The sequence below is a fragment of the Alishewanella sp. HH-ZS genome, assembly GCF_001704375.1.
Classification (GTDB): domain Bacteria; phylum Pseudomonadota; class Gammaproteobacteria; order Enterobacterales; family Alteromonadaceae; genus Alishewanella; species Alishewanella aestuarii.
This window is the reverse complement of sequence record NZ_LZEJ01000032.1, coordinates 1-14443: the sequence shown is the minus strand read 5'-3', so window position 1 is coordinate 14443 and position 14443 is coordinate 1. Positions and strand designations below refer to the sequence as shown.

At 50.3% G+C, this 14443-nt stretch carries 12 protein-coding genes; 2 read left to right on the top strand and 10 right to left on the bottom strand.

Going from position 1 to position 14443, the window contains the following annotated elements:
* Positions 1–38: 38 nt before the first annotated feature.
* The 3 genes from dapB to A9165_RS12490 form a co-directional block, all read right to left on the bottom strand.
* Positions 39–848, bottom strand: a complete 810-nt coding sequence (gene dapB / locus A9165_RS12500; RefSeq protein ID WP_008608791.1) for a 4-hydroxy-tetrahydrodipicolinate reductase — start codon at positions 846–848, stop codon at positions 39–41.
* A gap of 274 nt (positions 849–1122) precedes the next feature.
* Positions 1123–2277 carry an iron-containing alcohol dehydrogenase gene (locus tag A9165_RS12495; protein WP_065956126.1) on the bottom strand — a complete coding sequence of 385 codons (1155 nt, stop codon included), beginning with the start codon at positions 2275–2277 and terminating at the stop codon, positions 1123–1125.
* A 106-nt stretch (positions 2278–2383) separates the two neighbouring features.
* A complete protein-coding gene (locus tag A9165_RS12490) occupies positions 2384–4255 on the bottom strand; it encodes an MFS transporter (RefSeq protein WP_065956125.1) in 1872 nt (623 codons plus the stop codon).
* Between the two features lie 189 nt (positions 4256–4444).
* Here A9165_RS12490 and A9165_RS12485 point away from each other — a divergent pair, with 189 nt between their 5' ends.
* Entirely contained in the window at positions 4445–5770 is a 1326-nt protein-coding gene (locus A9165_RS12485; RefSeq protein ID WP_065956124.1) for a Na+/H+ antiporter NhaC family protein, read from the top strand.
* Here A9165_RS12485 and A9165_RS12480 read toward each other — a convergent pair.
* The 6 genes from A9165_RS12480 to dnaK form a co-directional block, all read right to left on the bottom strand.
* Positions 5748–6854: a nucleotidyltransferase family protein gene (locus tag A9165_RS12480; protein WP_008608796.1), complete on the bottom strand. Its 1107-nt coding sequence runs from the start codon at positions 6852–6854 to the stop codon at positions 5748–5750. The genes A9165_RS12485 and A9165_RS12480 overlap by 23 nt on opposite strands.
* The gene (locus A9165_RS12475; protein ID WP_039925373.1) at positions 6844–7713 is read right to left on the bottom strand and encodes an HprK-related kinase A; all 870 of its coding nucleotides are present in this window, start codon (positions 7711–7713) and stop codon (positions 6844–6846) included. The genes A9165_RS12480 and A9165_RS12475 overlap by 11 nt, the downstream gene beginning before the upstream one ends.
* A 211-nt stretch (positions 7714–7924) precedes the next feature.
* Positions 7925–8533 carry a hypothetical protein gene (locus A9165_RS12470; RefSeq protein WP_008608799.1) on the bottom strand — a complete coding sequence of 203 codons (609 nt, stop codon included), beginning with the start codon at positions 8531–8533 and terminating at the stop codon, positions 7925–7927.
* 182 nt (positions 8534–8715) lie between these two features.
* The gene (locus A9165_RS12465) at positions 8716–9519 is read right to left on the bottom strand and encodes a M48 family metallopeptidase (RefSeq protein WP_008608800.1); all 804 of its coding nucleotides are present in this window, start codon (positions 9517–9519) and stop codon (positions 8716–8718) included.
* 105 nt (positions 9520–9624) lie between these two features.
* Positions 9625–10764 carry a molecular chaperone DnaJ gene (gene dnaJ, locus A9165_RS12460; protein WP_008949917.1) on the bottom strand — a complete coding sequence of 380 codons (1140 nt, stop codon included), beginning with the start codon at positions 10762–10764 and terminating at the stop codon, positions 9625–9627.
* A 62-nt stretch (positions 10765–10826) separates the two neighbouring features.
* Positions 10827–12731 (bottom strand): molecular chaperone DnaK, encoded by a 1905-nt coding sequence (gene dnaK, locus A9165_RS12455; RefSeq protein ID WP_065956123.1) that lies wholly within the window; start codon positions 12729–12731, stop codon positions 10827–10829.
* Between the two features lie 209 nt (positions 12732–12940).
* Here dnaK and luxS point away from each other — a divergent pair, with 209 nt between their 5' ends.
* A complete protein-coding gene (luxS, locus tag A9165_RS12450) occupies positions 12941–13450 on the top strand; it encodes an S-ribosylhomocysteine lyase (protein WP_008949918.1) in 510 nt (169 codons plus the stop codon).
* 39 nt (positions 13451–13489) lie between these two features.
* On the opposite strand, the gene A9165_RS12445 is transcribed toward luxS, so the two are convergent.
* The coding region (locus A9165_RS12445; protein WP_141686163.1) for a diguanylate cyclase at positions 13490–14443 on the bottom strand (954 nt) is incomplete at its 5' end.

Here is a 14443-nt window from a genome sequence, read left to right as displayed (position 1 = left end):
CGGCTTTAACACGTTTTTTTGTTAAATGCCGCAAAAGTTTAATCTAACTTTGGCAAACCCAGCACTTGTTGCATGGTATAAAGTCCTGGCTGCTTATTTTGCAACCATAAAGCAGCGCGCAGTGCGCCTTGCGCAAAGGTGTTACGGCTTGATGCTTTGTGGGTAATTTCCAGCCTTTCGCCAAGATCTGCAAACAGCGCGGTATGATCGCCAATAATGTCGCCGCCCCTTACTGTGGCAAAGCCGATAGTTTGTTGCGGCCGCTCACCAATCATGCCTTCGCGACCATAGACGGCAACCTCGTTCAGGTTACGGCCAAGGCTACGGGCAATGCTGGCACCTATTGCCATTGCAGTACCCGACGGCGAGTCCTTTTTAAAACGGTGGTGCGCTTCGATAATCTCAATATCCGCCGTATTCCCCATCACTCTGGCGGCAGTTTGTGCCAGATGTAGCAGCAAATTCACGCCGACACTCATATTTGGCGCCCAGACAATCGGGATCTGCGTACTGGCTTGTTGAATTATCTGATACTGGGCATCGGTTAAGCCGGTGACGCCAATCACCATGGCTTTACGCTCAGCCACGCAGAGTGCCAGCTGGGCTAACATCGGCTCGGGCATGGTAAAATCGACCCATACTTCAGCTTGCTGCACTGCCGCGGCGGCAGTAGCGCTCAGCGCCAGCCCGATTTTACCGCAGCCGGCCAGTTCGCCGGCATCAAGCCCCACTAACTCGGAACCGGATCTCACCGTTGCTGCTGTGAGCTGTATTTGCTGTTCTTTTGCTACCGTCACCAAAGCCCGGCCCATACGGCCATTGGCACCAAAGATCCCAATTGAGGTCATACTCTACCCTGCGTTCTATCAATCATAAAAATGGACAAGTTAGCGCATTATACTCAAGTCACCAAAGGATGCCCGCTTCTGTGATCAGGAAATGTAGATTGAGAAAGTTACCAGCAGATACGGAATGCCCTTGGCGATCGCTTAACCAAACGAACACCAAGAGCCAACACGGTAGTTCGGCATAGGTTATATGCCAACTAAGCACTAAGCACTAAGCACTAAGCACTAAACATTCAACACTCAACATTCAACATTCAACATTCAACACTAAAAACTAAACCGCCCGTTGCAGGATACTGCGGCTGACTTCCGGCGTGATATCCCGGTGTTCGCCAAGCTTAATCATCTTATGCTGCACCAGTTTATCGACCAGCTTATCGACGGCATCGGCTTTGATACCATAGTCAGCCAGACGGGTAGGTACGCCCATCCGCTCAAAGAATTGCCGGGTATGACTGATAGCCTCATCAATCAGCCGCTCTTCATCCTGATGCTGTAATTGCCAGACCCGCTGACCGTATTGCAGTAACTTGGCGCGTTTTGTGGCGCGTTGTTGCTGCATTAATGCCGGTAACACTATCGCCAGTGTTTGTGCATGATCCAAGCCATAGAGCGCCGTAATTTCATGGCCAATCATATGGGTGGCCCAATCCTGCGGCACGCCCTGACCAATCAGGCCATTCAGTGCCATGGTCGCGGCCCACATCACATTAGCGCGCACGTCATAGTTTTCTGGTTCCGCCAATGCTTTCGGGCCCTCTTCAATCAGAGTTTGCAGTAAGCCCTCAGCAAAACGGTCCTGTACCGGTGCATTAACCGGATAGGTCAGATACTGCTCCATCACATGCACAAAGGCGTCGACCACGCCATTGGCCACCTGCTTCGGTGGCAAGCTGTAAGTGACAGTCGGATCCAAAATAGCAAATTGCGGGAACACCAGCTCACTGCTAAAGGCCAGCTTTTGCTGGGTTTCATAGCGGGTAACGACTGAATTGCCGTTACTCTCCGAGCCGGTAGCGGGCAGTGTCAGTACACAACCCAGCGGCACTGCCGTTGTGACCTTGGCACCTTTGGCCAGAATATCCCAGGGATCGCCGTTAAATACGGCGGCAGCGGCAACAAATTTGGCGCCATCAATTACGCTACCGCCGCCGACCGCCAGAATATAATCAATGCCCTGCTCTTTCACTAACGTCGTTGCCCGCATCAGCGTTTCAAAAGCGGGATTTGGCTCAACACCAGCAAACTCAACAAAACTGACACCTGCGAGTGCATTAACCACCTGTTGATAGACGCCATTGCGTTTAATCGAACCACCGCCGTAGATCAGTAGTACTTTTTTATCTTTGGGTACCAGATGCGCTAGTTCACTGATTTGGTCTTTACCAAACACAATACGAGTGGCGTTTTGATAGGAAAAGTTAAACATGCACAGGCTCCATAGCTGTCAGACGAAATGTCTTAATGCTATGGGGTTGCGGGCATCCCGGATCAAGTTAAATGGCCATTTAACTGTTGTTTGCTGCTTATTTCGACTAGCGCTCAGCACCTCTTAACGCTCTGACCTGCTGTTCCAGGTTCGCTGCGGTTACTGCAGAAGCTGCCACCGGCTCGCCAACTACCAACTTAATCTTCGACCAAAACCGCCCCTTAAACTTAAAAGCGCCGTCGCCATGATGACTAAAAAAAGAGCCCCACAGGCCTTGCAGCGCCATCGGGATCACCGGCACCGGGGTTTCGGCGACAATCCGTTCAATGCCTGTGCGGAAGGCATCGATTTCACCATCCTGAGTTAAGCGCCCTTCCGGGAAGATACAGATCAGATTGCCTTCTGATAGCTCACATCGAATTGCCGCAAAGGCTGCTTCATACATTTGTTCGTCTTGTTGCTTGCCGCAAATCGGAATGGTTTTGGCGGCTTTAAACAGCCAGTTAGCCACCGGGATCTGGTAAATCCCTTTATACATCACAAAGCGCACTGGCCGGCGCACTGCACCGCCAATCAACAGCGCATCAACATAGCTAACATGGTTGGCCACCAGTACCGCCGGCCCCTCCTCTGGAATATGCTCTAAACCCTGTGCTTTCACCCGGTACATGGTATGGCTAAGCAGATAAATCACAAAACGCAGCACAAACTCCGGCACTGTGCTGTAAACATAGATCGCGACCACCGCATTCATAATCGCCAGGATCAGAAAATACTCCGGGATATTCAAGCCAAGTCCGGCCAGAAACAGCATGCCGGCCAGCGCCGCAACCACCATAAAGAGCGCGTTAAAAATATTATTGGCCGCAATCATGCGCGCGCGCTGCGCTGGCTCCGCCCGCTGCTGCAGCATCGCATACAGCGGCACAATAAAGAGCCCGCCAAAAACACCAATCAAGGTTAAATCTAAAAGTACCCACCAGCCAAAGGCAGTGGCCAAAAACTGACTCAGTGATAACAACTCCGCTGGCATAACAGCCGGCGTACTAAAATACAGGCTGATACCAAACACCGTCAGGCCAATAGAGCCAATGGGCACCAGCCCCAGTTCAACTCTGTCGCCGGATAGACGCTCACAAAGCATCGAACCTATGCCTACCCCAACCGAAAAGGCGACCAGCAAGGCCGTCACCACAGTATTATCACCGGCTAAATGGCTTTTGGTAAAATTCGGAAACTGGGTCAGATAGCTGGCTCCTAAAAACCAGAACCAGCTAATTGCCATAATCGCCAGATACAGGGTACGGTTTTGATAGCTGATGCGGACGGTTTCCAGGCTTTGCCGCCAGGGCGCAAATTGAAAGCGCGGACAGGCAGCGACGGCGCCAACTTCCGGGATCTGCAAGCTGGCCAGATAACCCAACACCGCAAACAACACCACTAAACTGCCGATCCATAGCATGGCATTGGCTACGCCGACTAATAAGCCACCAACGATAGTGCCCAACAGAATCGCGATAAAGGTCCCCATTTCTACCCAGGCATTACCTGCCAATAGTTGTCGATCAGTTAACAACTGCGGCAAAATGGCATATTTAACCGGGCCGAAAAAGGCGGATTGACTCCCCATTAAAAACAACAATCCGAGCAACCACAAATATTGTTCAAAGAAGAATGCGGCTGCCGCCAATAGCATCAGACCGATTTCCAGTAATTTAAGCCAGCGGATCAGCCGGGTTTTACAAACACTATCAGCGAGGGTGCCGGCGGTAGCTGAAAACAGTAAAAAAGGCAGAATAAAGAGCCCGGCGGCCAGATTCATACTGACATCAACACTCCAGGGCATAGCACTGGCCGCGCTAAAGGTCAGCAGCAACATCAGCGCATTTTTAAAGACATTGTCGTTAAAGGCGCCCAGTGCCTGAGTCAAAAAGAACGGCAGAAATCGCTTGCTACCAATAATCTGCTTTGCTGCCATCCGTGCCTCCGCACTAGCTAATAATGATTCTTGCGCTCTAACGGTATGTTTTTTATTCAAAATACCCTATGTTATTCCGCATGGGGGCAAATGAGTAACGCCATAACACAACATGCCTCAACTGCCGCCAGATTGACAAGACGTCTGGACATCTATATATTGCGCTGCCATTTTGCTGAGGTTGCTCTAGTGAATACAACAATCAATACCGGCGCTAAGCGCTCATTACTGCCGCTGCTGCTGTTTGTGCTGCTGTTTTTAGGCAGTGGCCTGTATTTTCAAAGCCAGAATGTCGAGTACGCGTTCTACCAACTGCCTGGTCATGTCGCCATTCTGCCGGCATTAATCCTGGCAGTGTGGCTGCATCGCGCCCCGCTTACTCAATCTATCGACGTAATTATTAAAGGCGCGGGTAATAGCAATATTATTACCATGTGTCTGATCTATTTGCTGGCCGGCGCCTTTGCCAGTGTGGCGACCGCCACTGGTGGCGTCGATGCCGTGGTCAATGCCGGTTTAAGTATTATTCCGCCTGCTTTTATTTTGCCGGGTTTATTTATTATTGCTGCTCTGGTTTCTACCGCGATGGGCACTTCGATGGGGACTATTGGCGCACTGGCACCGATTGCCGTGGGTATCGCCAATCAGGCAGAGCTGAACCCTGCCATAGTCGCAGGGGTACTGCTGAGTGGCGCCATGTTCGGTGATAATCTGTCGATTATCTCTGATACGACTATTGCCGCCACCCGCACCCAAGGTGCCAATATGGCTGATAAATTTAAAGAAAATATCAGAATTGCCCTGCCAGCGGCACTGCTGACGATTCTGGCTTACGGCTTGCTTAGCTCAGACTCCCCACAAATTAGCACCGAAGCCTATAACTGGACCGGCATTTTACCCTATGCCGCCATTCTGGTACTGGCAGTACTGGGCTTAAATGTGTTTGTGGTACTGCTACTGGGGATCGTATTAGCCGCGCTGCAGGGTAGCTTACTGGCCGATTACGCGATGAGTAATCTGGGTAAAGATATCGCCACCGGCTTTGCCAATGTGCAGGAGATTTTCTTGCTGGCGATGTTGGTTAGCAGTCTGAGCGAGTTTATCCGGCAACAAGGTGGTCTGCAGTGGATCTCAAATCAGATCCAATCCGTTACCGCTAAACTGCGCCTTGCTGGCAATAAGGCCCAACAACTTGCCATTGCCGCCCTGGCCTTTATCAGCAACCTGTGTATTGCCAATAATACCGTTGCCATAGTATTAACCGGCGATGTTAGCCGCAATCTGGCGCAGCAACACCAGATCAGCCCAAGGCGCAGTGCCAGTTTGCTGGATATCTTTGCCTGTATCAGCCAGGGATTGGTCCCCTATGGTGCGCAGGCGTTGTTACTGGGTGCCAGTTTTGGCTTATCGCCGTGGCAGGTGATTACACACAACTACTACTGCCTGATTTTACTGCTGGTAGCCTTGGGTGTCGTGTTAGCGCGCCGCCAGCCTAGCCAGGCCGTTTCGGGCTAAATTGGTGCTTACCAAACAGAGCATCACGTACAGCACAAAATGCTTTCACGCTCAGGTGCCCGAACAGGATCTGTGGCGGCATTTTCAGCCAGTGACCACGGATCAGCGCCAGTAGCGCGGCCAGCTGATCCAGATAAGTGTTTAATAACGGGTGCTGCGGACTTAACAGTCGCAGGAAGATAAAATCCAGTAGCCGTAAGCGCAGTTTTGACGGCTGGTACTGCTCGGTTTGTTGCATCACCCAGGCAGGAATTGGCGTAGCCAGTAAATAACTGGTGTAGCGGCAAGCCAGCATCAATTCAAACATAAAGCCGGTCTGCTCGGCCAGTTGCAGCAATTGCTCCCAATCTTGCTCGCTAAAGCCGGCAAATAACAAATGCAGATCGGTCAGGTCCCGAAAGCCCTTTTTGAAATCCTCGTTAAAAAACAGATGGATCAGACTATGTAAGGTCATAGCCGGTAAGCTCAGTACCTGATAGCCGTCGGCGGTTAGGTTCAGCTGCTGCCAGAAACGGCGAATATCCGGCGCCCGGCCCGAGATGGGTGGGATCAAATTATGATGAATATCCAGAATAGTGCCGCGGCTATGATGCCGTAGCGGCGGGATCTCATGCGTCCATTTACGGTAATAATGCTGATCATAAGCACTAACCGGCTCAGGTAAAAAGCCAAATACCGACAGTCGTTGCTCTACCGCTGTAATTTGCTCTTTCGGTACTAAGATATCCAGGTCGCTGAAAGTCCGGCCTATTCCGGCAGGCAATCCTTGCTGCAAAGCATAGGCTGCGCCTTTCAGAAATACCGGTTTCACCTGCAACGGTGCCAGTAACTGCGTCAGCTCAGCTGCCTCAGCGCTGACCTGACGATATTGCTTATCGGCAATAATTTCGGCATTGCGTAAGTGATGCCGCGCGTACTGGGGCAGCTGTGTAAAGACGCCGGCCTGGCGGAATAAATAGGCGTAACGAGCCAGTTGCTGCTGCTGACGCAGCAGTCTGATCAGATGCACCCAACTATCCGCACTGAGTGTCAACGCCAGTTGCGGTTGTTGAAATAACTGTAACAACAGCTGACTAGCGCGCATCAGCAAGTACCTCTTGCTCTAAAAACGCGGCCACTGCTTTTAAATCGTTGTACTGCACCTCGAAGGCCGGCACCTGTTCAATAATAGCGGTCAGGGTGGCAAAGCCCTCCTGACCAATCACACCAAAGTTAAAGGCATTTCGCGCCAGCTGCATAAAGGCCTGAGTCTGATCGAGGCTATAAATATCCAGGTTGGTGTCAGCCTGATAACTCGGAAAAACCACGGCTACAATTTCAGCTTGTTGCAAAGCGCCTTGCCAGCTGGCAGCAGGCGGCGACAGGTGCACCACATCACCCTTGTGGGTGTCGGTAGCAATGCTGGAAAACACCCCTGTCGGGAACCAGCTTTTAGCCAGCGCAATGGAGCGGTTTTTCAGGCAGATTGGCCGGACAAAGGGTTGCACCTTATTACTAAACGGCAGGATCAGCGCCATTTCATCGGATAATAAACGCCAGCCGTTAAAGGCAAGATAGGCTGTCAGGGTACTTTTACCTGAGCCCGGTGGTGCAGGAAACAAAATGGCTTTATCCCCTTTGGCCAGTACCGCTGAGTGGATAATGACATACTGCATTTCGTGCGCGGCAATGCACCAATTCATCCCCCATTCCAACATCGCATAACCTTGCTGCAATTGTAACGGCTGGAACGGTTCCTGCGTATCGGCAAAAAAACGCGCCTGTGGTTTAAATAAACGACGAATTCCCTGGCCTTTAGTAACCGTTAAAGAGTAATCAATAAGAGATTCGTTGTGCCGAATAGAGTCCGGATACATCTTGCACAAATTTCCGGCTACAAGTGGAAGGTCCGTTATAATTTCAAAATTAAAAGGAGCTAGCGTCAAACGGGCCCGAAACTGCATTTAGATTCCACGATTTTATATTTGGCTGAGGATAGCAGGTGCTTAAGACGGGAAGATTCAGACAGAGAAAAATGTTTATCAAGCTCATTTTTCTCTATCCAGTTAAACAACGTATTTTTAGTGATACCGATAGCAAGCGTTTCACCGCTCAAACAGTCAAAAAGTACAATGCCTGAGCCGTCAGCAAATTCGTGAATAATTAAGGTCAATTTTATGCTTGCAGTGACTGACTAAACAATTGTTGTAATTCTAATCCAAATTGTCCACCATGGCGCAATCCCATATTGTACAAGTAAATAGCGAAGTCTCGGTCAGTTAAAAAGGTGGCAGAACTACCTATAATTGGAAAGTGAATACCAAATTTTCCGTGGTTAATTGCATTAAGGTACAGTGCTGCCATAAAACGGTTAACCTGATTATCACCGTGACACCAAGTGTTATTTACAGTAACAACATCACTTATAGTAATGTTTTGCATAGATTTTTTTCGTCTTTTTAATTGTCTTTCTTCAATAGTGGGCAGCGGGGGGCCTGAAAAAATACTGCTGAAAGTTACATTATCATAGCCAAAACCACTACTGGCTTGACTTCCTCGGCCCGGATTGCCAAAGAAACCAGAGGATTTCAGCCTAATCGGCTCACTATTGGTAAAATTAGAGCCATGGCCAGAGGCCACGATAGACTGGGTCAAACCACCACTACTGGCCCATACAGAACGTGCAGGAATAGAGGCAATCACCAAACCAGCGCCGGTACGGGTTAAAAACTTACGCCGGTTCATTTTTGCCGCGTTCTGATCTTTAGGGTCATGTCCTTGCATAGCAAATTCCGTTAGTTAAAGCACTTCTCTGCTGAAATAGTATGCAAGTACTATACCAGCTCTTGCAAACCTTTGTTTCATCATATTGTTAGTCTGGCAAACACCTGACCAGGCCACGATATTGTAAAAATTACTGACACTCAATCCGCAGTTATTTGAGTTCTTGCGGAGCAAGCCAGTCATTAGGGCTTCCGACAAGCCGGCAAGGTACCTTGTTGGCGCCGCTGCTGATACAGTGTAGCAGCTTCCGGCATCTTTTGCTGTAAGGTGCGGATCCGGGTATCCGGTATCGGGTGGCTCGATAAAAATTGCGGCACTCCGCCACTACCGGCAGCGGCCATATTCTGCCACAGCGCAACAGACTCTTCCGGATTAAAACCGGCCCGCGCCATTAAGTCCAGGCCAATAATATCGGCTTCAGTTTCATGAGCCCGGCTAAAGGGCAAAGCAACACCAACCTGAGCACCTAAACCAAGAGCTGCCATCATCTCCTGCTGATAACGCACCCCGGCCGCCCGGCTGCCGGCATCACCCAGCGCCAATGCCACCTGTAAAAACTGATTGGTCGATAAACGCTCGTTACTATGGCCGGCCATCACATGGCCAATTTCATGCCCAACCACCGCCGCTAACTGGGCCGGCGTTTGTGCCACTTTGAGCAGACCGGTATAGACCCCCATCTTGCCACCGGGTAAGGCAAAGGCATTCACCTGATCGCTGTCAAATACCACGATTTCCCATTTATATTGCTGGTACTCAGCGGGGGTAACCTTTAGCAGAGCATTCGCCACACACTGCACATAGTTATTAGTTGCCGGATCAGTACTGATTTTTTGCTCGGCTTTCATTTGCTCAAAGGTCTGAGCTCCCAGAGTGTTCAGCTGGTTGTTATCAAACAACATCACCTGGCGCCGGCCAGTGGGCGATTCGGCACAGGAACTCAGTAACAGCGCGCAGAGCGTCGGAACAAGTAATTTCTTTAACATAGGCAGTCCATTGAAAATAACATCGTGGCTTAAGTTTACCGTCTGGGCATAAAAAAACCACCCAAAACGGGTGGTTTCTGTTGTTGCTGCTGCCAAATAACAGCTTTAGCTGGTTAAATCATCAAAAAACTTTTTCACACCATCGAAAAAGCCTTTTGACTTCGGCCGATGCGTGGCTTCGCCTTCACCGGTCATGCTCTCGTCCAGTTGGCGCAGCAGCTCTTTTTGCCGCTCTGACAACTTAACCGGCGTTTCAATCACCACTTTACAGACCAGATCACCAACACCGCCACCACGGACCGACTGCACACCTTTACCGCGTAAGCGGAACATCTTATCGGTTTGCGTCTCAGCCGGGATCTTCAGTTTTACCCGACCATCCAGCGTTGGTACATCAATCTCACCACCTAAAGCCGCGGTAGCAAAGCTCATCGGCACTTCACAGTACAGATTATTGCCATCACGCTGGAAGATTGGGTGGGCCCGCACCGAAACCTGCACATAGAGATCGCCTGCAGGCGCGCCATGCATACCCGCTTCGCCTTCGCCTGATAAGCGAATGCGGTCGCCGGTATCGACACCGGCCGGGATCTTGACCGACAAGGTTTTGGTTTTCTCAATCCGCCCTTCACCATGACACTTAGTACAGGGGTCCGGGATAATCTTGCCGCGACCAGAACAGGTTGGACAGGTTTGTTGCACCGCAAAAAAGCCCTGGCGCATGGTAACCTGGCCCGAGCCATGACAGGTGGTACAGGTTTTCGCCGTAGTGCCTTTTTTGGCACCAGAGCCATCGCAGCTGTCGCAACTGACCATCGTCGGCACTTTAATATCAACCGACTTACCTTTAACCGCTTCTTCCAGTGTTAATTCCAGGTTGTAGCGCAGGTCAGCGCCGCGTTGTGAACGCGCGCCACCACCACGGCGGCCACCACCGAAGATGTCACCGAATACATCACCAAAGATATCGCCAAAGTCGGCACCACCGCCGCCACTAAAACCACCGGCACCACGATTCGGATCTACTCCGGCATGGCCGTAACGGTCATAGGCTGCGCGCTTCTGCTCGTCAGACAAAACTTCATAGGCTTCCTGTACTTCTTTAAACTTCTCCTCCATGTCTTTATCACCCTGAGTACGATCCGGGTGAAATTTCATGGCGAGGCGTTTATAAGCCTTTTTGATGTCTTTATCATCGGCGCCTTTAGCGACACCTAGTACTTCATAATAGTCACGCTTGGACATAGATCTGTGCTTATTTCTCAGTTAACGGCTGCAGCCTAAGCTGCAGCCTGCTTTAGCGTTAATTACTTTTTGTCGTCTTTAACTTCTTCGAATTCCGCATCGACCACGTCATCAGCACCACCGGCCTGCTGACCAGCGTCAGTCGCCTGACCTTTGGCTTGCTGGGCTTCCATCAGCTTCTGTGACGCCTGGATCAGTGCCTGGGTTTTGGCTTCGATCTCTGACTTCTCATTGCCCTTGATGGCTTTTTCCAGCTCACCAATAGCCGCTTCAATCGCTTCTTTGTCATTGGCGGCTAAAGCTGAGCCGACGTCTTCGATTTGCTTGCGGGTGGCATGTACCATGGCATCGGCCTGGTTACGCGCCTGCACCAGCTCTTCGAATTTTTTATCTTCTTCGGCGTGCGCTTCAGCATCACGCACCATTTTCTGGATTTCTTCTTCGCTTAAGCCTGAAGACGCCTTAATCGTAATCTTCTGCTCTTTACCGGTATCTTTGTCTTTCGCCGACACATGCAGAATACCATCCGCATCCAGATCGAAGGTGACTTCGATTTGTGGCTCGCCACGACGGGCCGGACGAATACCTTCTAAGTTAAACTGACCTAGTGACTTATTGTCAGAGGCTCGTTTACGCTCACCCTGCAGTACGTGAATAGTTACCGCAGACTGGTTATCATCGGCAGTTGAGAACACCTGCGACTTCTTGGTCGGAATAGTGGTGTTTTTCTCAATCAGCGCGGTCATCACGCTACCCATGGTCTCGATACCCAGCGACAGTGGCGTCACGTCTAACAGTAATACGTCTTTCACGTCGCCCGACAGCACTGCACCCTGGATTGCTGCACCTACTGCAACCGCTTCATCCGGGTTGACGTCTTTGCGTGGCTCTTTGCCAAAGAAGGCGGTAACCGCTTCCTGTACTTTCGGCATCCGGGTCTGACCACCTACCAGGATGATTTCATCGATGTCGCTGACGCTTAAATCGGCATCTGCCAGCGCCTTTTTCAGCGGCTCCAGAGTGCGCTGCACTAAATCTTCAACCAGTGATTCCAGCTTAGCCCGGGTAACCTTGATATTCAGGTGCTTCGGACCAGTCGCATCGGCCGTGATATACGGCAGGTTTACTTCCGTTTGTGACGCTGAAGACAATTCAATCTTCGCCTTCTCACCGGCTTCTTTTAAACGCTGCATCGCCAGCGGATCGTTCCGCAGGTCAATGCCCTGCTCTTTCTTGAATTCGTCAACCAGATAGTTGATCACGCGGTTATCGAAGTCTTCACCACCTAAGTGCGTATCACCGTTAGTAGCCAGTACTTCAAAGGTTTGCTCGCCATCAACATCATCAATTTCAATAATGGAGATATCGAAAGTACCGCCACCCAGGTCATATACCGCAACCTTGGTATCGCCTTTCTTTTTATCCATACCATAAGCCAGCGCAGCAGCGGTTGGCTCGTTGATAATGCGTTTCACATCTAAACCGGCAATACGGCCTGCATCTTTAGTAGCCTGCCGCTGAGCATCGTTAAAGTAAGCTGGTACTGTAATAACCGCTGCGGTTACCGGTTCGCCCAGGTAATCTTCAGCCGTCTTTTTCATCTTTTTCAGCACTTCAGCTGAAATTTGTGGTGCCGCTAACTTTTTACCTTTTACTTCAACCCAGGCATCACCATTATCGGCTTTAACAATGCTGAAAGGCATGATTTTGATATCACGCTGCACTTCTTCGTCTTCAAAACGACGACCGATTAAGCGCTTGATGGCGAATAAGGTATTTTTCGGGTTAGTCACCGCCTGGCGCTTAGCTGGCTGGCCGACTAACACTTCGCCATCTTCTGTGTAAGCAATAATTGAAGGCGTGGTACGTGCCCCTTCGGCATTCTCCAGGACTCTTGGTTTATCACCATCTAAAATAGCTACACAAGAGTTGGTTGTACCTAAGTCAATACCAATAATTCTACCCATAACGTCTCTCCACCTATATTCTGAACAATGAAACATTGCGATGACCGATTAGTGGGGATTAGCCCTGATCTATTCAAGGTTATCAAAAGTAAAATTTTACGTTTTTGCGTATTTTGTGCCGCTTCTGCCGCTAACTCGCGAAAGCGGTTAACTTTCGCTGGCCGCCAGCGCTATAATCAAAGCACTTATTGCTGCTTACAGGATTTGTTATGCCATTACTTGATAGCTTTACCGTTGATCACACCATTATGAAAGCGCCGGCGGTGCGTATCGCCAAGAAAATGACCACGCCAAAAGGCGATGCCATTACCGTATACGACCTGCGTTTTTGTGTACCGAATGAAGAAATCCTGTCGGAAAAAGGTATCCATACGCTGGAGCATTTATTTGCCGGCTTTATGCGGGACCATCTTAATGGCCAGGATGTCGAAATTATCGATATCTCGCCAATGGGCTGCCGCACTGGTTTTTATATGAGCCTGATTGGTACGCCGGACGAACCGCGGGTAGCCGCTGCCTGGCAGGCCGCGATGCAGGATGTGTTGCAGGTGGCCAGTCAAAACGATATTCCGGAGCTGAATATTTATCAGTGTGGTACGGCGCAAATGCACTCGCTGGATGAAGCAAAACAGATTGCCCAAAATGTGATTAGCCGTGGTGTTGGTGTCAACCGTAATGACGAGTTAGCCTTACCGGCAGAAGTGTTGCAAAAGCTGTAATACTCCGGCTGGCGGCAGCAACAGCCGCCAGCTTAACAATCAACACACCCGATCCCGGCCAGCTTGTTTTGCCTGATATAGCGCAGTGTCAGCTGCCGCAATCAGCAAATCGGCGTTGGCATAGCTACTGTCACTGGTCGAGGCCACTCCCGCCGAAAAACTGCACTGAAACAATTGTTCGGCAGCACTAAACTGTAGCTGGCGAAAGGCCTGTAAAATTTGCGCCGTTAATTGCCGTGCCTGCTCGCTACTGCAATCCGGCAATACCAGCATAAACTCCTCGCCGCCATAGCGACCGGCTTTGTCAGTCTTGCGGATCCTTTTACGCAGCATCGTTGCCAGGGCAGTAATAACAATATCGCCGGTAGCATGACCGTAGCGGTCATTGACTGATTTAAAGAAATCAATATCCAGCATCACAACACTTAACGGCTTGCCAGACCGCTCAGCACGCTCCAGCTCCAGCGCGGCCACTTCTTTAATGGCACTGTGTTTAATTAAAGCGGTCAGGCCATCTTTTTCAATAAGCTGCCGGATCTGCAGGCTGCGCCTGAGCCGCACTTTAATCGCTTGCGCCAACTCCGCATCAGCGATTGGCTTGGTCAGGAAATCATCTGCACCCTGTGCCATCGCCTTAATTTGCAAAAACTTATTTGCCTCGGACGATAAAAAGACGATCGGCAGGCGTTTTAGCGACTGATACTGGCGTAATACCCCCGCCAGTTCAGTACCCGAATAATCGGGCATATAGATATCCATCAACACCAGATCCGGTTGAAAGCTTAACAGCTCATGCACGATATTCCGCACATTCTGCATGATCCGGGTTTCAATACCGACTGAGTTCAGTACCAACGCATAGTGTTCCGCCAACAACCGGTCGTCATCGACGATAAAAACCCGGCCATGATAGCCATTCGCCTGCTCGACCAGCTCGGACAGGGTCGCAATCATATTGGGCACATCAATAGAGGAATCGAGTAGGAGGCGGGA

What these genes read in the sequence shown, in the direction of transcription:
- dapB (WP_008608791.1), bottom strand. Translation starts at nt 848, where the DNA reads ATGACCTCAATTGGGATCTTTGGTGCCAATGGCCGTATGGGCCGGGCT.
- A9165_RS12495 (WP_065956126.1), bottom strand. Translation starts at nt 2,277, where the DNA reads ATGTTTAACTTTTCCTATCAAAACGCCACTCGTATTGTGTTTGGTAAA.
- A9165_RS12490 (WP_065956125.1), bottom strand. Translation starts at nt 4,255, where the DNA reads ATGGCAGCAAAGCAGATTATTGGTAGCAAGCGATTTCTGCCGTTCTTT.
- A9165_RS12480 (WP_008608796.1), bottom strand. Translation starts at nt 6,854, where the DNA reads ATGCGCGCTAGTCAGCTGTTGTTACAGTTATTTCAACAACCGCAACTG.
- A9165_RS12475 (WP_039925373.1), bottom strand. Translation starts at nt 7,713, where the DNA reads ATGCAGTTTCGGGCCCGTTTGACGCTAGCTCCTTTTAATTTTGAAATT.
- A9165_RS12470 (WP_008608799.1), bottom strand. Translation starts at nt 8,533, where the DNA reads ATGCAAGGACATGACCCTAAAGATCAGAACGCGGCAAAAATGAACCGG.
- A9165_RS12465 (WP_008608800.1), bottom strand. Translation starts at nt 9,519, where the DNA reads ATGTTAAAGAAATTACTTGTTCCGACGCTCTGCGCGCTGTTACTGAGT.
- dnaJ (WP_008949917.1), bottom strand. Translation starts at nt 10,764, where the DNA reads ATGTCCAAGCGTGACTATTATGAAGTACTAGGTGTCGCTAAAGGCGCC.
- dnaK (WP_065956123.1), bottom strand. Translation starts at nt 12,731, where the DNA reads ATGGGTAGAATTATTGGTATTGACTTAGGTACAACCAACTCTTGTGTA.
- luxS (WP_008949918.1), top strand. Translation starts at nt 12,941, where the DNA reads ATGCCATTACTTGATAGCTTTACCGTTGATCACACCATTATGAAAGCG.